The organism is Oribacterium sinus (assembly GCF_014202695.1).
GTDB lineage: Bacteria > Bacillota > Clostridia > Lachnospirales > Lachnospiraceae > Oribacterium > Oribacterium sinus.
The window spans coordinates 64,453-82,791 of record NZ_JACHHH010000005.1; the positions used below are offsets into that span (position 1 = coordinate 64,453).

The window sequence follows — 18,339 nt, forward strand, 5'->3', positions numbered from 1 at the left end:
GAATTAGGTATTCTTTCGACATTTTTCTAAAAAATATTAGTAAGGCTCTCTGGTAATTTTATGAAAAATCTACTAATATCTTATTTATTATATTACCTTCTTTCCATTTCGCAAAGCTTTTATTAAAATATTTGATTAAATATCAATTCTATTTTGTTTTTTAACTTTGTATTTTAATTATCGTCCCCTTTTTATGCTCTATAAGGGGGATTTTGGATTTTATAGAATATTTCTTTTTAAGGAGAAAGCTTATGGAAAGGAATCCGGATTGTGAATGTATCTGCTTTTCCGGTCCATAAAATAACGCAGTGATATCATTGCAAAAGGCTTTTGTTTATCAGTATTTTTTTTCGTACTAAGGGAAAGTATATCCCCCAAACAGAAAAACTATGTTATACTTTTAACGAGTTTGACTTCTCGGAGAAATGAGCGCTTCGCCGGGAACAGAAAAGAGTCTAAGTAAGGAGAAAAGAGTATGGTTACAAATGACAAGGGTTTTATCCCTCTCAAACACCGTGTAATTGAAGGCTTGGCAAGAATCGCATGGAACGGAGAAGTTACGGAAGAAGCAAAGGAAGGCTTAATCCGGGAGTTATCCCCGGGACCGAAGGCCGCCTTCCGTTGCTGTGTATATAAGGAAAGGGAAATTCTTCGTTGGCGTATTCGTTTGGCTTGTAATGAGGATGCCAGCCCGAAGAGAAAGAGCAGCAATGTCATTCAGGTTATCGACCCTGCCTGTGAGGAGTGCCCTATTTCTTCCTATTCCGTTACGGATAACTGCCGTCTTTGTTTAGGTAAGGCCTGCCAGAACAGTTGTCACTTTGGTGCCATTACCATGACAGACCAAAGAGCCCACATTGATCCTATGAAGTGTAAGGAATGTGGAATGTGTGCAACAGCCTGCCCCTACAGTGCCATTGCTCAGCTTACCCGTCCCTGTAAAAAGCCCTGCCCGGTAAATGCTATTACCTACGATGAAAACGGTCTTTGCGTTATTGATGACAACCGTTGCATCCGCTGCGGACAGTGTGTGCACTCCTGCCCCTTCGGTGCAATTTCCACAAAGACTCATCTTCTGCAAGTAATTTCCGCCATTAAGGAAGGAAAAGAAGTTTATGCCATGTGTGCCCCTGCCACAGAGGGACAGTTCGGTAAAGATATCTCTATGTCCGCAATCCGTGTGGCTTTGAAGAAACTCGGCTTTACCGATATGGTGGAGGTTGGACTGGGTGGCGATATGACCGCCGCCTACGAGGCATTGGAATGGTCAGAGGCCAGAAAAGAAGGAAAGAAAATGACCACCTCCTGCTGCCCTGCCTTCATTAACCTTTTGAAGATACACTTCCCGGATCAGTACCATGAAAATATGTCGGAGACCCTTTCTCCTATGGCGGCGGTTTCCCGTTATTTAAAAGCCATTCACCCCGACTGTGTAACCGTATTTATCGGTCCCTGTATGGCAAAGAAATCCGAGTCTCAGGAAATGGGCATTGAGGGAAATGCGGACTATGTTCTCTCCTTTGGAGAATTCAGCAGTCTTCTTCGTTCCAAGGATGTGCAGCTTGAGGCGGAGGTAAGCCCATATCAGGAAGCATCTCTTTGGGGAAAGAACTTTGCCAGCTCCGGCGGCGTAGCCAATGCGGTTATGGAATGTATGCGGGAAAGAGGAGAAGATACCACCGATATCAAGCTTCGCGCCTGCTCCGGAGGAAAGGAATGCGTTACCGCCCTTTCTCTTCTAAAAGCCGGAAAGCTTCCTGAGGACTTTATCGAGGGTATGGCCTGTGATGGAGGTTGTGTAGGCGGTCCTTCCCGGCATAAGGCGGAAAATGAGATTAAGAAGTCCCGTCAAAGCCTTTTGGACGAAGCCGATACCAGAAAGGTATTGGATAACTTGAAGAACTATCCTATGGATAAGTTCAGCATGATGCGGGATAAATAAGAAATAAGAGCTGTAAGAATAAAAATAGAAATTATGCAGTATGGTCTTGAAAAAGAAGCTGTAAAATAATATGCAGTATAGGTCTAAAGTCGGGGCACGCTCCCGCTAGCCTCGCCACGTAGCGGATACTAAGCGAAAAACTGCGTTTCTCTTGTTTTTCGCAAGTACCGACGGGCTCAGACTACCCCTTTTTGGACCTATACTGCATATTCTATTTCGGATCTTCTTACCGCTCCTTTTTCTATCCTGTACTGCTTAAAATTCTATTTTTGTTCTTAAAGCTCCTTTTTATTTCGTGCTACAAACTTATCCCAGAGCTTGCTTTAAATCCGAAATCAAATCCTCCGCATCCTCAATACCCACAGACAGGCGGAGGGTGGTTTCATATATTCCGTTTTCCGCCAAAATCTCCTTTGGTACGTCCGCGTGAGTTTGGGTCAGGGGATAGGTCAAAAGACTTTCCGTTCCTCCCAAGGACTCCGCAAAATAAATCAACTGAATTCTCTTTAAAATTTCTTTAGCCTCCTCACCGGATTCCACGTCGAAGGAAATCATTGCTCCAAAGCCTCTGGCCTGCTTCTTCATGAGTTCATGTCCGGGATGATTGGGAAGTCCCGGATACAAAACCCTCTTTACCTTCGGGTGTTTTTCTAAAAATTCCGCAATTTTCAGACTGTTTTCCTGCGCCTTTTCCATACGAATGGCTAAGGTCTTGATGCCTCGTAAAATCAACCAGCTGTCAAAGGCATCCAGTCCTGCTCCGGTAGTCTTAAACAAGAAACGAAGTCTTTCCTGAAGTGCCTCATCCTTTACCACAATAAAGCCTGCAATGGCATCATGGTGTCCGGATAAAAACTTGGTGCCGCTATGCAGCACAATATCCGCCCCCAGCTCCAGAGGATTTTGAAAATAGGGAGAAAGGAAGGTGTTGTCCACAATCAAAAGTAAATTATGTGCCTTACAGAATTTCCCCAGCGCTTCTATATCATTTACATTCATGCAAGGATTTGTAGGGCTTTCCAGGAAAATCGCCTTGGTGTTCTCCTTAACTTCCTTTTCCCAGCCATTCTCATGGAGAGATACTCTGGAAAACTGAAGACCGTTCTTCTCATTTACCTCACGAAAATATCGAATGGAGCCACCATATAGGTCACGATCAATTATAATATGGTCTCCCGGACGAAAGAGTTCCATAATACAGGCCAATGCCGCAATTCCTGAAGACAGGGCAATGCAATCCGTACCGTGTTCTAAAGAAGCCACCACCTTTTCCAGCTGTGCTCTGGTGGGGTTTTGCAAACGTGAATAATCGTAGGGATTCTTCCCCCCTACCTCCTGATGAATAAAGGCGGAGCTTGGGTAAATAGGGTAAGAAATCGCCCCGTAATGCTCCTCCTTATTCTGTCCTTCCAAGTGTTGACATCGTGTACTTATATGATATGCCATAATTCTTTCCCTCTTTCTCTATGATAAAAAAATCCCTTTTTTCTTTTCCTGCACACTGTAGCATAAAAAAGCAAAAAGGGATAATGCAAAATATTAAGATTTAGTTATAGCGATAATTTATAGCAAGTATATTTTTTGTTGATATTGAATATAACAAAGCTCCGGTCGGAAGCTTCCATGAACTATCGTATATCTTAGCGGAAACGCCAGCTTCCTACTTCCGAATCAAGCCTTGTAGAAACAACAGCTTTATTTTCCCGGGTCCACCATGGATAAGATATTCATATCCTTATCAAAGGTCACCTCCACCTTGGTGCCGATTTCGATGCCCTGAGAAAGTCCGGAAATGTCGGACTTATCAATCTTGTTCAGCTCATAGTCCTTGCCGTCATTTCCCTTAACGCTTACGCTGTTCATGGCTGCATCGGTGATAGTTCCCGTAATCACGGTTAAATCCTTCTTTTCCTTGCCGCCTTCTTCCTTCCCCTTTGTTTCAGCAGTAGTGGACTCCTTTGCCTTGGCAGCTTCTGTAGCAGCCTTACTTTCCTTATCTTCCCCTTCCTGACCGGTCTTTACTTCCGCTGTTGTTGCTGCGGCGCTACTCTCTGCAGTGGACGCCTTCTTTCCACAGGCCAAAATTCCCATAGCCAAAAGTGCTGCCAGTACTAATCCTTTTTTTCTCATCTTCAACCTCCTTGAGCTCTATGCATTCAACAGGAACTTATCAATTTTGATGCTCCTATACGCTATTTTTCTTATGTGGCAAAAACGAAGCAAAGGCTTCTCTTAGCTCCCACTATACAGGAAGAAGAGGAAGAAATACAAACAAATTCTTTAAGGCTTTCCTAGGATTCTTCTAAAAATGTTCTGCAAGCAGATTCGTCATTCCACCCCGCATACAGGCAAATCTTGCCGCTTTCCAGCGTTTCCGGTATGGAAATCAAACGCTGGTTTCGGGATCCCCGGAACAAAAGCCTTAAATCCTTCTCTTCTAAATGGAACTTGCCATCTACCAGAACGGAAAGCTGTGAAAACAATTCCAAAATTTCTTCCTTCTCTTTGCCCTCTCTTTGCATAAGCTCCTCATAGCGGTAGCCGCTAAAACACCAAAGATCCTTTTCCGGAAGGCGCTCCCTCATTTTCCGAAGAAGCGGCAGTAGGGCATGAAGATTTTCCGGCACCAAAGGCTCTCCCCCAAGAAGGGTTAAGCCTTGGATTTCCTTTTTATAAAGGGCTTGCAAAATCCTTTCCTCCACTTCCTCCGTAAAAGCTTCTCCAAAGGCGGGATTCCAGGAAGCCTCATTAAAGCAGCCCTTGCAGGCATGGGGACAGCCGGAAACAAAAAGACTCACTCGGATACCGGGACCGTTGGCAATATCAAAGTATTTAATTTCTCCGTAATGCATTTTCAAAAACACTTTCTCGAAAAAACACTTCCCTTATAGGTGTAACACTCTATCCTTAATCTCCTGAGTTCTACCCTGATTCCAGAACTGGGTGCCGATATAGCCGCAGGTTCTTCTGGCAACAGACAGCTGATCCTGATTCTCATTTCCGCAGTTGGGGCAACGCCACTGGAGCTTTCCGTAACTGTCCTCCACAATCTGAATCTCTCCGTCATAACCGCAGGCACAGCAATAGTCGGACTTGGTGTTTAACTCTGCATACATGATATTTTCATAGATAAAATGCATCAGGCTTAAAACCGCAGGAATATTGTTCTGCATATTGGGAACTTCCACATAGCTGATGGCTCCTCCCGGAGAAAGCTTCTGGAAGTCCGCCTCAAAGGCTAACTTGGAAAAGGCATCAATCTTTTCGGAAACATGAACGTGATAGGAGTTGGTAATGTAGTTCTTGTCCGTGACTCCCGGAATGGTTCCGAAGCGCTTCTTCAAAGCTTTTGCAAACTTATAGGTAGTGGACTCCATGGGGGTTCCGTAAACGGAGTAGCTGATCTTTTCCGCTTCTCTCCACTTCTTGCAGGAATCGTTCAGCTTCTCCATAACCTTTAAGGAAAATGCTCTTCCCTCCTCTGTGGTATGGGACTTTCCAAGCATCCGTACGCACATCTCATAAAGACCTGCATAGCCCAGAGAAATGGTGCTGTAATTGTTGTAAAGCAGCTTGTCAATCTTCTCGCCCTTCTTCAGTCTTGCCAAGGCACCATGCTGCCACAAAATAGGCGCCACATCGGAAACCGTACCCAAAAGTCTCTCATGGCGAAGCCGTAAAGCCTTGTGGCAAAGCTCCAGCCTTTCCTCTAAAATCTGCCAGAAGCTGTCCATATTTCCCTCGGAGGAACAAGCCACATCCACCAGATTGATGGTTACCACACCCTGATTAAAGCGACCATAATACTTGTGAGCACCATTTTCCCCCAAGCCTTCCCTGTCCTCTGTCAAGAAGGAACGGCAACCCATACAGGGATACACATCTCCTCCCTTGTACTCCCGCATAATCTTTGCGGAAATGTAGTCCGGAACCATACGCTTTGCGGTACACTGTGCCGCAAGCTTTGTCAAATGATAGTAAGGCGCATCTTCGGTAATATTGTCCTCATCCAAAACATAAATCAGCTTGGGGAAGGCCGGAGTAATCCAAACGCCCTTTTCATTCTTTACGCCCTGCATTCTCTGATGAAGCACTTCTTCGATAATGAGAGCCAAATCCTCTCGAGTCTTCCCTTCAGGAACCTCATCCAAATACATGAACATGGTCACAAAGGGAGCCTGTCCATTACAGGTCATTAAGGTAATCAGCTGATACTGGATGGTCTGGATTCCGCTCTTAATTTCTTCCTTCAGACGGCGATTTACGATTTTCGCAATGATGTCCTCATCCATGCTCTCGCCGGTTTCTTTTCTTTCCGCAATAACCGCTTCCCGAATCTTCTGTCTGGAGATATCTACGAAAGGCGCTAAATGAGAAAGGGTAAAGGACTGTCCGCCATACTGGTTGGAAGCCACCTGTGCCACAATCTGAGTGGTTACATTGCAGGCAGTAAAGAAGCTGTGGGGCTTTTCAATCATGGTCTCGGAAATCACCGTGCCGTTTTGCAGCATATCCTCCAGGTTGATCAGGTCACAGTTATGCTCCTTCTGGGCATAGTAATCGGAATCATGGAAGTGAATCACCCCTTCCTCATGAGCCTTCACAATATCCTCCGGAAGCAAAAGTCTTCTGGTTAAATCCTTGGAAACCTCTCCCGCCATATAGTCTCTTTGGGTACTGTTAATAACAGGGTTTTTATTGGAGTTTTCCTGCTTTAACTCTTCATTTGCCTGATCGATTAATGCCAGAATATCCTCATCGGTGGAGTTGGCTTTTCTTGCCATCTCTCTCTTATAACGATAACGCACATACTTCTGGGCCACCTCGTAGGCTCTCATTTCCATGATGGCAGTTTCCACCATGTCCTGAATATCCTCTACATTCACCGCGTGACTGGAGGCCTGAATCTTCTTTGCCACCGTCTCCGCAGCAGCCTGAATCTGATACTCATTCATCTGATAGACAGGAGCAACCTCTTTATTGGCCTTCTCCATGGCATGGATAATTTTATAAATATCAAACTTAACCTCCTTGCCATTTCTCTTAATCACATTGGTCATAATCAAAAGTTCCTTGTCCATCTTAACCCCCATCCATTGCCTTTTTGAAAGAATCGAAGTTTGTTTTTACAACAGAAAACACTCCATTCTTTTTATTTAATTTTCCCTCTTTTCCAGCAAAAAAGCCCAAAAAGTCAAGACTTTTCAAGCTTTTCTTATTCTCTATCCTGCCCAAAAAACCAACACGATATAGAACATTCTTATCACGAAAACACAATATCTTGTGAAAGCCTCTCAATCATACGACAAAGGAAGGGGATATTCAATAGGCATTTTCACAAATTTTCTCAGGGTGAAAACCGGGTGGGAAAGAGTCTTATAAGGCTTGCTTTTTAAGAGGTGAAGGGAACCGGCCGGGCACGCTCCCGCTAAGTTCGCCCAACGGGAACGGACACTAAGCGAAAAACCGCATTTCATTTGTTTTTCGCAAGTGCCGACGGGCTCAGATTCCCCCGCCTGTCCCCTCCCCTCCAAAAAGCAAGGCGAATGCAAGGAAAACCCTCCATTTTCCATGCCATTTTTTCATGAAATAAAAATTCGTCAAAATGCCTATTGCATTTTAGAAAAGCCCGAAAATGGATTCCTCCGAACTTTAGATGGTTCTACACCGGAAGTCAGAGAACAAAAAAGCCATTGTGTCCTAAGCATCTTTAGAAACACAACAGCTTTTCATTTTTATTGTATTTTAATTTCTTTTACTAGAGTTACAACGATTTTATGGCAATGTCCCATTCACTTCGCCTTATCCTCCCGAAGAGCAAGGCCCGTAGCTTCCCGCAGGATAGGGGAAAACAGGGGCAATCTGAGCCCGTGGGTACTTAGCTTTTGTCTTGTAAAAGCTTAGTACCCCTACGTGGCGAGGTTAGCGGGAGCGTGCCCCGGTTTTCTCCTGTCCTGTGGGAAGCGTTCCATGGCCTTTCTCTTCGCCTTCTTTACCTCATAAAATTCACCGGATTATACTGCTTTTCGTTGGCAATGGTGGTTGCTTCTTCATGTCCCGGATAAACCAGGGTTTCGTCGGGCAGGCAAAATAGCTTTTCTTTAATGCTTTTCTTAATCTCCGCCTCGGAACCGCCATAAAGGTCGGTTCGTCCGTAGGATTCATAGAAAAGTGTATCTCCGCTAAAAAGATAAGGAATTTCCCCCGGTACAAAGTAACATACCGAGCCCTTGGTGTGTCCCGGGGTGGAAATGACCTGCCATTCCTTTCCCAAAAGCTCCAGCTTATCTCCGTCCTGTACCGGAATATACTCTGTAATTGTCACGCCCTCATCCATACCGGAAAGGTTCCACTTGGGATTTTCCAGCATTTCCTTTTCATCCTTTGAGGCATATAAGGGCACCTCGTACTTTTCCCTCAGCTCTTCCGCCACAAGGATATGGTCAAAATGACCGTGGGTTAAAAGAATAGCCTTTAGCTTCACTCTTTCTTCCGCAATGGCTGAACAAATTCGCTCCGCTTCATCCCCCGGATCGATTAAAACCCCTTCTCCTGTTGCCTTATTCCAAACCAAATAGCAGTTGGTTGCCACAATGCCTACGGTGAGGCTTCGTATATTAAACATCTTACCCCTTTGCCCTTTCTATCTCTATAATTCCCTGAATCTTCTTCAGCTTTCCGATAATATCGTTCAGCTCTTCTCTACTCTTAATTTCAAAGCTGATATTAATGGTGGCCTTGCCATTTTTCGCAGTACGGGAATTCATACTGCTGATGTCAATCTTATTGTCCGTAAGAACCTTGGAAATGTCCACAATCTGTCCCATACGGTTATTGGCATAAATGGTAAGTTCCGTAGCATAGCTTTCCTGCTCCGGTCCTCTCTGCCATTCCGCATCAATCATTCTTTTCCGTTCCGCTTCCGGAAGGTTCATCATATTGATACAGTCAGTACAGTGTATGGTGATCCCTCGACCTCTGGTCACAAAGCCCACAATTTCATCTCCCGGCACGGGATTACAGCACTTTGCGTAGCGCACTGCCAAGTCATGGATTCCCTTCACCACAATACCGGATTTGGCTCTTCGGATAACCTCCGGCTTATTGGTCATTTCTCCGATATTTTGCAAAATGGTCTTGTCGTCCACCGTCTTGCTTTCCGCCTTTTGTTTGGAATCCAAAAGCTTGGAAATGACCTGAGACTCCTTAATACCCCCTCGACCTACACCGGCTAAAACGCTTTCCCAATCCCGATAGCTGTAACGGCGAAGCACTGCCTCCACATACTCCGGTTTGGTAAGATCCGGAAGATTCAGTCCCTTACTTTTCACATAGCGATCCAGGAGGTCCTTACCTCTGTCAATATTTTCATCCTTTTGCTCGTGGCGGAACCACTGGTTAATCTTATTTTTCGCCTGGGTGGACTTTACAATTTTCAGCCAATCTCTGGAAGGTCCTCTGGAATTCTGGCTGGTAATAATATCTACTCTATCTCCGTTATGGAGCACATATTCAATGGGCACCAGCTTATCGTTAACCTTGGCTCCTACCATCTTATTTCCTACAGCGGAGTGGATGGAATAAGCAAAGTCGATAGGGGTGGAGCCCGCCGGAAGATTCTTCACGTCTCCTGTGGGAGTAAAGCAGTACACGCTTTCATTGAAGAGGGAAAGGTCGGACTTTACCATCTTCATAAATTCTTTGGAGTCGGACTCATCCTTCTGCCACTCCAGGATTTCGCTGAGCCACTTCATTTTCGTCATTTCATTCTCAGTGGCCTTATTCTCAGAGCCTCCCTCTTCTTTATATTTCCAGTGGGCGGCAATACCGAACTCCGCGGTTCTATGCATTTCAAAGGTACGAATCTGGATTTCAAAGGGCACTCCGTCCTTTCCGATTACCGTAGTATGAAGGGACTGGTACATATTGGGCTTAGGCATGGCGATATAGTCCTTAAAGCGCCCGGGAATGGGGGTGTAAAGCTTATGAATAAAGCCCAGCACGGCATAACAGTCCTTCACCGTATCCACGATAATACGGATGGCAAACAAATCATAGATCTGGTCTATGGTTTTGTTCTGATTGACCATCTTCTTGTAAATGGAGAAGAAATGCTTGATTCGTCCCTTGATATTGGCCCTGATGCCGGACTCTTCGATATGCTCCCGCACTTCCTGCACAATCTTGTCGATTCGCTCTTCCCGAACCTCTCTTTTAAAATGCACCTTCTCCGCCAGATCATAATAAACTTCCGGCTCCAAGTATTTCAAGGAAAGGTCGTCCATCTCAATCTTAATCTTGCTGATACCCAGACGATCCGCTAAGGGAGAATAAATCTCCAGGGACTCTCTGGCCTTTTCCTTTCGTTTCTCCGGGCTCTGGTATTCCAAAGTACGCAAATTATGCAAGCGATCCGCCAGCTTGATGATGATGACCCGGATATCCTTGGCCATGGATACAAACATCTTTCTGAGATTCTCCGCCTGCAATTCAACTTTATCGGTATTTAGATTTAACTGGGTCAGCTTGGTAACCCCATCCACAAGTACGGCAACGTCCGGATTGAACATTTCCTCTACCTGCTTAAGGCTCATCCCCGTGTCTTCCACCACATCATGTAAGAGTCCCGCCGCAATGGTTTCTTTATCCATTTCCAGGTCGGACAAAATGATGGCTACACAGAGGGGATGAATAATATAGGGTTCTCCCGACTTTCTCTTCTGGTCCTTGTGCTGTTCCTTCGCCACCTCATAGGCCTTTTCAATCATGGAAAGGTCGTCTGAAGGATGGTAGGAACGAACATTTGCCAAAAGTATCTTTAAAAGCTCCTCAGGAGGGGTATTATCCCTTGGTCTCTCTAAGGGCTTGTCTTCCTTTTTATCTGTCATACTTACTCCAATCTGTCACTATTCTTGTATTCTACCCTGTCTCCTCTTCCTTGTCAAAATCGAAGTATTCAAAAAATTTAAGCCTTTATTTGCAGGAAGTTTTAATAAGCCTGTCACAATTCGTACATATCTTTTTTTTATAGTAGAAACAAGAAATATAGTACTATCGGTATAAGATGAAAATGTATAAGTATTCTTCTTTTTTTACAAAATTATAAAGAAAAGTTCATACTCTTTTTCTTTCTTGCCGATATACTACCTTGGGCAAAAGGATATTTTCTTTTTGTCCCATTCTATGAGCAGAAAATGACAGGAGGTCCCAAGCATGAATATACTTTTCTTTCTTACTCCAAAATGTGACGTGGCATATGTAAAGGAAGAAGACAGTTTGCGAAATACCTTGGAGAAAATGGAGTTTCACCGGTATTCAGCCATTCCCGTCTTAAGTAAAGACGGAAAATTTGCCGGCACTCTGACGGAAGGGGATCTTCTTTGGGAAATTAAGAATCAACTGAATCTGGATTTGAAAGAGGCGGAGAAGGTACTGGTAAAGGATATCCCTATGCGAAAGCATTTTGAGGCGGTGGGAATCAACAGTTCTATGGAGGGACTGGTTGCTCGTTCTCTTACCCAAAACTTTGTGCCGGTGGTGGATGACCTGGGACACTTTATCGGCATTGTAAAACGTCGAGATTTGATGGACTATCTGTACCGTCATGCGGATTTCGTGGCTTTGGATAAGGAAGAATCCATGTTAATGGCGGAGGACACTTCCTTAACCGGCTAAAGCATAAGAAGCAGAATGGAAAATCCAAAGGAGGGGCACTCAGGTAAAATGAGATATCGCATACTACGCGAGGAGCACTCGGGTAAAATGAGATACCGCATACTACACGAGGGATACTCGGTAAAAACAGGATATTGCAAACTACCCGAGAGACAATCATTAAGAATAAAGGAAGAGGAAATCCTAGAATTTTCGGATTTCCTCTTCCTCTTTTTCTCCTGTTTTTTCAATACTGCGAATCAAAACGGTATAACTGCTTCCCCCTTCCAGGAAAACCTCCACTTCCTCCCCCACACGCTTTCCCATCAGTGCCTTTCCCAAAGGAGACTGATTGGAAATTCTTCCTTCCAGGGATTGCCCTCGAATAGAGGTGACCAGACGATAGCACTCTTCCTCTTTATCCTCCGGAAAATACACCACCACCGTGTCATTAATCCCCACAACGCCCTCTTCCGACTTTGTGGAAATCACTTTGGCAAACTTTAAGACCCGCTCTAAATAACGAATCCGGGATTCATTTTGATTCTTCTCTTTCTTAGCGGCATAGTATTCAAAGTTTTCCGACAGGTCTCCCTGGGCTCTGGCCTCCTTCACCGCCTCAATCAACTTCGGGCGAATCTCCAGCTTTCTTTTCTGAATCTCCGCCTCGATTTTCCGCACATCCTCCCGGGTTAATTCCTCACTCATCCTATTCTCCTAAAGCTTTATTTTCCTTCGTAGCAAATGAGAGATTCCAAGGAGTAGTTTTCAAGCTTCTTTCTGCCTTCCAGTCCGGCAAGCTCCATCACCACGGAAATCTTGGCTACCTCTCCCCCAAGACGCTCCACAAGCTTGCAAGCCGCCTCCAAAGTACCTCCTGTCGCGATTAAGTCATCCACGATAACGACTTTGGTTCCCTTCTGAATGGCATCCTTGTGAATCTCCACCTCAGCCTTGCCATACTCCAAATCATAGGCAATGGATTCCGTCTCTCTGGGCAACTTTCCCTTCTTTCGTACCGGCACAAAGCCCTTATGCAACTCATAGGCGATGGCTGTTCCGAAGATAAAGCCCCGGCTCTCCAGACCGATGACAAGATCAAAATCCACATCCTTTAAAGACCGGATTAAGCCATCTACGGAATCCTTCAATCCGTCCGGATCCTGAATCAAAGAAGTAATATCACGGAAGATTACTCCCTTCTCCGGAAAATCCGGAATGGACAATACATAATCTGCTAAATGCTCTCTTTTCATAGTTCTCCCCTCAAGTTCTTTATGGCATAGGCCTGAATGGCCGCCACAGTTTTGCTGTCTGTCATCTTTCCGTCCGAAATCAATTTCAGTAAGTCCTCCAGCGCCCAAGCCTCCAAGAAGATCTCCTCATCTTCATCAAAGCACTGCTGTCCCTTCTTCAAATCCTTGGCAAGATAAATGGCAATCTTTTCATCCAAAAAGGCCACCGTGGTATTGACCCAAAGAAGAAGCTCTAAAGCCTCACTCTTATAGCCCGTTTCCTCCTCCAGCTCCCTCTTTGCACAAAGAAGAAAGTCTTCCTCTTCACTATCCCGCTTTCCCGCCGGAATTTCCAGGGTAAAACGCGACAGCGCATGACGGTATTGCCGAACCATGAGAAGCCTTCCGTCCTCTAAGACCGGAAGTACCGCCGCGGCTCCCATATGATGAATAAAGTCCCAGTGGGTCACATGACCGGACACATCCACCGTATCTTCATAGACCTCCAGCACCGAGCCCTTGTAGCGGAGCTTTCGTTCCAGTAAACGAACCGGAAGCTCTTCTTTTTTCTCTTCCTGCTTTTTCTTTTCTTCCATCTTTCAAACACTCCTATTCCGAAAGATTTTGATTTGAAATTCTCTATAAGATTTTCCCCTCAAACTTCTTTATTCTAACATACTTATAGGGATATCTCCATGATTTAACAAAAGATTTCCCCCCTTCGAATGTCGAAAGAACTCCCCCTTTGGATGTCGAAAGAACTCCCTTTAGAAACGAAAAAAAAGGCGAACAGAAGGAAACGCAACGCTTCCTCTCTTCACCCTTTTGGAAAATCAATTAAGAAATTTCACTTTAGAAAAAAATTGGAAATTCCATTCGGAAAGTCCATTCGGAAAGTCCATTTAAAAAATCTCCCCCGAAAAATCCTATAAAGATTAATTTCAGTAATCTTACTTGGAAAACTCCACCTTAGAAACTCCGTATCCCGCCTTGTTGATATGCTCTCTAAGCTCTTCCTCGCTGTGCTCTTCCTTCATCCGCACTTCCGCTGTATGACTGCTTAAATCCACCGTAGCCCAGACACCGGCAATGGCATTTAAGGCATTTTCCACCTTCTTCTTACAGTTTCCGCAATGCATATCGTCTACGGAAATTATGGCTTTAAAAGGATAATGTCCTTCCACCTTGTCGGAAACCTTTACGGAATCCACACTGCATTCTCCTCCGCCGCAACAACCATTTTTTCCTCTTTTAATGACACTTCTTACCGCAAAAACGATAATTACGCCTACCAGTGCCAAGATGACAAAATTTCCCATGCTGTTCTTCCTCTCTGAAAACAAGTTTAGCTTAAATTCATTAGCTATGTCTAACTTCTTTAGTTTAGTCTCTTGTTTTCTCCTGTCAAGGAATTTTGAAAAATTTTATTTTTCCTATCGTGATGCACCGGGTCTTATTTTTCCTTTTCTTCTTCCTCTTCCGTCTCTTCCTTGTGTACGATAGTCTTTCCGATACGGTGGTTCTTGATTTCCGCCACATCGATACTCAGACCGTCCGTATCCAAGTGCAAGGAGGATCCGTCCTCCGGCACCCTACCGATAATTCCCATAATATAACCGCCAAAGGTATCCGCTGCCTCTAAATCCAGATGAATCTTCAGGGCTTCATTCACATCCTCCAAATCTGCAGAGCCGAGAATGCTCCACTCATTTTCAGAAATCTGCTCAATAGGCTCCGGCTCCGGAAGCTCATCCTCCTCATGAAGGTCCCCCACCAAGGCCTCAATCAGGTCATGGAGGGTAACAATTCCCGTCATTCCGCCGTACTCATCCAGCACTATCCCATAGTACTTTCTTTCCTTTTGCATGATTTTGAAAAGGTCGGAAACCTTCATATTCTGAGAAATGAAGAAGGGGCGATCCACCGCATTCCGCATAACATTGGGTCTGCTTAAGTCGTTTAGGCGGAAATAATCCTTGGTATTCAAGACACCGATGATATCGTCATTGTCCTCACCGCAAATCGGGTAACTGGCAAAACGGTTTTCATGGATGGTATGTCTCCACTGCCGGTCCGTATCCTCAATATAAAGCATAGCCACATCTGTTCTGTGGGTGCAAACGTCTTCCACCGTAAGATCTTTAAATTCAAACACATTTTGAATCCACTCATTTTCACTGGATTCAAAGATGCCGCTTTCCATTCCCTCATCAATCATCATCAAAATGTCTTCCTCGGAAACGGCATTGATATCTCTTTCCGGATCGATTTTCAGAAGCTTCAGTACCGCATTGGTGGATGCGGAAAGAAAGAAAACGATGGGCATGGAAATAATAGACACAATCCGCAGTACCGGGGCAATGAAAAGCGCTATAGGCTCTTTATATACCTGCGCCAAGCGTTTCGGCACCAACTCTCCGAAAACAATACTGATATAGGATAGAAGCAGGGTAATCAGCACAATAGAAAGGGGGTGCATCATGCTCTCCGTATTGGGGATAGGTAGCTTTACCAGGAGCTTGTCCAAATATCCCGCAAAGCTCTCTGCCGCAAAGGCACTGGAGAGAAATCCCGCCAGAGTAATCGCCACCTGAATGGTGGACAAAAAGCGGGAAGGCTCTTCCACAAGCTTTAAAAGATGCTTTGCATTTAGGCTTCCGTCCTCCGCAAGCTTTCTTATTTTTCCCTCTCCCATCTGCAAAACCGCAATTTCCGCGCAGGAAAAAAATCCGTTAATGAAAATCAGTACAAACAAGAGTATGACTCGACCAAGCATAGCTGTGTTTAAAAATCCTCCTTAACTCCAAAATCCTTGGAATAGTTTTTTGTTCCGGGAATACTCGAAAAATGAACTGCAGAAAAAGGTATAGCGTGTCCTACACACTATACCTTCTCACTATATGATTCTTAGGACTTCCGTTATCCGCGTCCCCGTCTTCGTCCATGTTCTTCCCCTTCTTGTCTCTTTCCTCAACTGAAAAGAATACAGGCATTATACGGAATCTCCCCCGCTTTGTCAAATTTCAAAATACCGGAAGCGTTTTCCCCTCAGGTATTTTAAAAGTATAACGGATTACAAATCCCGTTCTCAAAATTATAACTCCACCGGTATTCCCTTTCGGCAAAGAGCAATACGCCAAGGCTTCTTCTTTGCCCGGATATAACGAAACTTCAGAAAACCGGCATTTTCCAGATAAGACTTCAATTCCGCCTCATCATAAAGTCTTGCGCCATGAATTTTCTTAGTCATGGAACAACACTTACTTTCCTTATCATGCGTAACCGCCAGAAGAAGTACTCCTCCCGGTTTTAAAACTCGATACGCCTCCGCCAAGGCTTTATCCATATTTTTCCAAAAGTAAATGCTTTCAAAGCTGGAAATGGCATCGAAGCTCTCATTCCGAAAGGGAAGCTTATTCACTCCACTTAAAATCACCTCGCATCTATCCTGAGAAATCGCCTTTTCATTCCAGCCTTCCGCAATGGAAACAGATACCGGGGAATGATCAATGCCGCTGACATGGGCATCCGGATAACGCTCCAACCACCGTTCCAGATTGCCGCCTCCCCCGCAGCCCAAATCCAAAATATCCGCCTGAATCGGCAGTTCCACAAAAGACATGCCCCAGTGCCCCAGCTTGGCATGCTCTCCATAATTCATTAATAGGCTAATGACTCTCCCAAAAAATCCTCTGGGTTTCGAGAAATTCTGCAAAAGCCCCATTGTCTTCCTCCTGAAATCTTGGGGAATCTTGCTCCTAGCATCCCCTTTTTTCTTTCTAGTCCCTCTTCGCAAGTCTTAATTTATTCGTAAAATTAATTTTATGGGACAAAGCCAGGCTTGTCAACAGGGAGATGGGGGAAGGGGGTAACTATGGGATATTTTTACAGCTTTTTACTTTTAGTCCTACCTACACTGTGTGACATTTTGTCACGTATTGGTTATCCCCATTTTATATTTAAATCGGCTACAAATTGTAGCCACTTCCATATTCCCCTTTATTCTTCTTGATTATTCCCCCTTAATCACTACATCTTTCCACTTCCCCAAATTCCTTTTTCTTCAGATACTCCTTCAATTTAAACGCACAAAAATAAGGGAAGGTATAAATCTGATTGGCATATCCCACATTTACATCTCCAAATTTTATCCCAAATGAAATATCCTGGTATCTCTTATTGCTAATCAAGGCGGAAAGTGCCTTTGATTGATTGCTATTAGCCTTCACCTCTACCGGAACCAAAGCATTTTGGGTACGCACAAAAAAATCTTCCTCCAGGCTGGCATTTTCCTTCTTATAATAATAGAGCCCAAAACCTTGCTTCACAAAAGCCTCTGCAACAAAGTTTTCATATAAAGCCCCCTTATACACCCCCAGGTTCTTATTGACTCTAAGGTCCTCCTGCGCCTCCTCATCCAAGGAAGAAATCAACAGACCGGTATCCATATAATATAGTTTGTATTTGCTTTCTTCGATATTTCCCTTCAAAGGAAGCTCGGGGAATTGGAGGCAGTTACATTCCATGATGATACCTGCATCCTTTAGCCAATCGATGCAGCCGCTATATTCTCGAGATCTGGCATTTTTCGCCACTTTATTAAATTGAAACTTCTTATTTTCCTTAGCAAGCTGAGCAGGAATACTTCGATAGACACTAATAATCTTCGTCTGATCCAAGCCCTCTGCGTACTTTCTGACATCCTCTTCATAGTCCAAGCGAATCTGATTCTGTAAATCCAGAGTGCCGGAAAATGTTCCCGTCTCCAAATACTGCTTTACCACATCCGGCATTCCCCCAAGGACTGAATAGCTGAGAAAAAGTTCTTTGAAAATGGAGAGCTCATTCTCGTTAAATGGTTTGTTCTCCAGCATGTGGCTAAGGATACTGGCAATCTGCTCCTCCCTATAGCCCTTTGCCCAAAGGAATTCTTCAAAATCCATAGAAAACATTTCATAGTCTATTTTAGAGCCCACGCTATTACTGTGAATTCTTTTATAATTTATCCCCAGCATGGATCCGCTACAAATCACATCATAATTTCCATCTCTATGGAAGGATTTCAAGGTAGTAGCCACATCAGGATGCTCCTGTATTTCATCAAAAAGAATAATGCTTTCCTTCGGAATAAACTGAATAGACGGGTCTGCCAAGGTGATATTTCTGGTCACACTTTCCACATCATACCCATCTGCTAAAATCTGCATGAACTTTTTTTCCAGAGCAAAATTGATATAAACGATATTTTTATAGTTCTGTTTTGCAAAATGTAAAATGGATTCCGTCTTTCCTATTTGTCTGGCACCCTTAATGATCAAAGGCTTATGCTTGGAATCCGCCTTCCATTCCTGCAAAAAATCATCTATCTTTCTTTTAAAATACATGTTTCACCCCTCCATAAAGGGATGGTATCACAAAAAAATAGCCACTTCAACGCCTTTCATCACATTTTATGAGCCACTTTTTGCCTTTTTCTCACATTTCATGAGCCACTTTTTGCCTTTTTCT

At 44.2% G+C, this 18,339-nt stretch carries 15 protein-coding genes; 2 read left to right on the top strand and 13 right to left on the bottom strand.

Going from position 1 to position 18,339, the window contains the following annotated elements:
* Nucleotides 1-475: 475 nt before the first annotated feature.
* On the top strand, nucleotides 476-1,942 hold the full coding sequence (locus tag HNQ46_RS05745; RefSeq protein WP_007157603.1) for a 4Fe-4S dicluster domain-containing protein: 1,467 nt from the start codon (nucleotides 476-478) through the stop codon (nucleotides 1,940-1,942).
* Between the two features lie 306 nt (nucleotides 1,943-2,248).
* Here HNQ46_RS05745 and HNQ46_RS05750 read toward each other — a convergent pair whose 3' ends face one another.
* From HNQ46_RS05750 to HNQ46_RS05775, 6 genes are all read right to left on the bottom strand, one after another.
* On the bottom strand, nucleotides 2,249-3,388 hold the full coding sequence (locus HNQ46_RS05750) for a trans-sulfuration enzyme family protein (protein ID WP_183683772.1): 1,140 nt from the start codon (nucleotides 3,386-3,388) through the stop codon (nucleotides 2,249-2,251).
* A gap of 249 nt (nucleotides 3,389-3,637) precedes the next feature.
* Entirely contained in the window at nucleotides 3,638-4,072 is a 435-nt protein-coding gene (locus tag HNQ46_RS05755; protein ID WP_183683774.1) for a hypothetical protein, read from the bottom strand.
* Between the two features lie 161 nt (nucleotides 4,073-4,233).
* The gene (gene nrdG / locus HNQ46_RS05760; RefSeq protein WP_183683776.1) at nucleotides 4,234-4,794 is read right to left on the bottom strand and encodes an anaerobic ribonucleoside-triphosphate reductase activating protein; all 561 of its coding nucleotides are present in this window, start codon (nucleotides 4,792-4,794) and stop codon (nucleotides 4,234-4,236) included.
* A gap of 33 nt (nucleotides 4,795-4,827) precedes the next feature.
* Nucleotides 4,828-7,023: an anaerobic ribonucleoside-triphosphate reductase gene (nrdD, locus tag HNQ46_RS05765; RefSeq protein ID WP_183683778.1), complete on the bottom strand. Its 2,196-nt coding sequence runs from the start codon at nucleotides 7,021-7,023 to the stop codon at nucleotides 4,828-4,830.
* 911 nt (nucleotides 7,024-7,934) lie between these two features.
* Nucleotides 7,935-8,567 carry an MBL fold metallo-hydrolase gene (locus HNQ46_RS05770; RefSeq protein WP_183683780.1) on the bottom strand — a complete coding sequence of 211 codons (633 nt, stop codon included), beginning with the start codon at nucleotides 8,565-8,567 and terminating at the stop codon, nucleotides 7,935-7,937.
* A gap of 1 nt (nucleotide 8,568) precedes the next feature.
* Nucleotides 8,569-10,830, bottom strand: coding sequence for a RelA/SpoT family protein (locus HNQ46_RS05775; RefSeq protein ID WP_183683782.1), 2,262 nt, complete (start codon nucleotides 10,828-10,830; stop codon nucleotides 8,569-8,571).
* Between the two features lie 325 nt (nucleotides 10,831-11,155).
* Between HNQ46_RS05775 and HNQ46_RS05780 the strand changes: the two genes are divergently transcribed.
* Entirely contained in the window at nucleotides 11,156-11,617 is a 462-nt protein-coding gene (locus HNQ46_RS05780) for a CBS domain-containing protein (protein WP_007157615.1), read from the top strand.
* Between the two features lie 183 nt (nucleotides 11,618-11,800).
* Here the strand turns inward: HNQ46_RS05780 and greA are convergent, their stop codons facing one another.
* The 7 genes from greA to HNQ46_RS05815 form a co-directional block, all read right to left on the bottom strand.
* Entirely contained in the window at nucleotides 11,801-12,304 is a 504-nt protein-coding gene (greA, locus tag HNQ46_RS05785; RefSeq protein ID WP_007157616.1) for a transcription elongation factor GreA, read from the bottom strand.
* Nucleotides 12,305-12,321: 17 nt separating this feature from the next.
* Nucleotides 12,322-12,852: an adenine phosphoribosyltransferase gene (locus tag HNQ46_RS05790; RefSeq protein WP_183683784.1), complete on the bottom strand. Its 531-nt coding sequence runs from the start codon at nucleotides 12,850-12,852 to the stop codon at nucleotides 12,322-12,324.
* A complete protein-coding gene (locus tag HNQ46_RS05795; RefSeq protein ID WP_183683786.1) occupies nucleotides 12,849-13,427 on the bottom strand; it encodes an NUDIX hydrolase in 579 nt (192 codons plus the stop codon). The genes HNQ46_RS05790 and HNQ46_RS05795 overlap by 4 nt, the downstream gene beginning before the upstream one ends.
* A 354-nt stretch (nucleotides 13,428-13,781) precedes the next feature.
* Nucleotides 13,782-14,150, bottom strand: coding sequence for a FeoB-associated Cys-rich membrane protein (locus HNQ46_RS05800; RefSeq protein WP_183683788.1), 369 nt, complete (start codon nucleotides 14,148-14,150; stop codon nucleotides 13,782-13,784).
* 134 nt (nucleotides 14,151-14,284) lie between these two features.
* Nucleotides 14,285-15,607: a hemolysin family protein gene (locus tag HNQ46_RS05805; protein WP_183683790.1), complete on the bottom strand. Its 1,323-nt coding sequence runs from the start codon at nucleotides 15,605-15,607 to the stop codon at nucleotides 14,285-14,287.
* Between the two features lie 318 nt (nucleotides 15,608-15,925).
* Nucleotides 15,926-16,555, bottom strand: coding sequence for a class I SAM-dependent methyltransferase (locus HNQ46_RS05810; protein WP_183683792.1), 630 nt, complete (start codon nucleotides 16,553-16,555; stop codon nucleotides 15,926-15,928).
* 298 nt (nucleotides 16,556-16,853) lie between these two features.
* Nucleotides 16,854-18,215 (bottom strand): ATP-binding protein, encoded by a 1,362-nt coding sequence (locus tag HNQ46_RS05815; protein ID WP_183683793.1) that lies wholly within the window; start codon nucleotides 18,213-18,215, stop codon nucleotides 16,854-16,856.
* Between the last annotated feature and the right edge of the window lie 124 nt (nucleotides 18,216-18,339).

Coding starts and splice junctions, on each gene's coding strand:
- HNQ46_RS05745 (WP_007157603.1), top strand. CDS start 476: ATGGTTACAAATGACAAGGGTTTTATCCCTCTCAAACACCGTGTAATT.
- HNQ46_RS05750 (WP_183683772.1), bottom strand. CDS start 3,388: ATGGCATATCATATAAGTACACGATGTCAACACTTGGAAGGACAGAAT.
- HNQ46_RS05755 (WP_183683774.1), bottom strand. CDS start 4,072: ATGAGAAAAAAAGGATTAGTACTGGCAGCACTTTTGGCTATGGGAATT.
- nrdG (WP_183683776.1), bottom strand. CDS start 4,794: ATGCATTACGGAGAAATTAAATACTTTGATATTGCCAACGGTCCCGGT.
- nrdD (WP_183683778.1), bottom strand. CDS start 7,023: ATGGACAAGGAACTTTTGATTATGACCAATGTGATTAAGAGAAATGGC.
- HNQ46_RS05770 (WP_183683780.1), bottom strand. CDS start 8,567: ATGTTTAATATACGAAGCCTCACCGTAGGCATTGTGGCAACCAACTGC.
- HNQ46_RS05775 (WP_183683782.1), bottom strand. CDS start 10,830: ATGACAGATAAAAAGGAAGACAAGCCCTTAGAGAGACCAAGGGATAAT.
- HNQ46_RS05780 (WP_007157615.1), top strand. CDS start 11,156: ATGAATATACTTTTCTTTCTTACTCCAAAATGTGACGTGGCATATGTA.
- greA (WP_007157616.1), bottom strand. CDS start 12,304: ATGAGTGAGGAATTAACCCGGGAGGATGTGCGGAAAATCGAGGCGGAG.
- HNQ46_RS05790 (WP_183683784.1), bottom strand. CDS start 12,852: ATGAAAAGAGAGCATTTAGCAGATTATGTATTGTCCATTCCGGATTTT.
- HNQ46_RS05795 (WP_183683786.1), bottom strand. CDS start 13,427: ATGGAAGAAAAGAAAAAGCAGGAAGAGAAAAAAGAAGAGCTTCCGGTT.
- HNQ46_RS05800 (WP_183683788.1), bottom strand. CDS start 14,150: ATGGGAAATTTTGTCATCTTGGCACTGGTAGGCGTAATTATCGTTTTT.
- HNQ46_RS05805 (WP_183683790.1), bottom strand. CDS start 15,607: ATGCTTGGTCGAGTCATACTCTTGTTTGTACTGATTTTCATTAACGGA.
- HNQ46_RS05810 (WP_183683792.1), bottom strand. CDS start 16,555: ATGGGGCTTTTGCAGAATTTCTCGAAACCCAGAGGATTTTTTGGGAGA.
- HNQ46_RS05815 (WP_183683793.1), bottom strand. CDS start 18,215: ATGTATTTTAAAAGAAAGATAGATGATTTTTTGCAGGAATGGAAGGCG.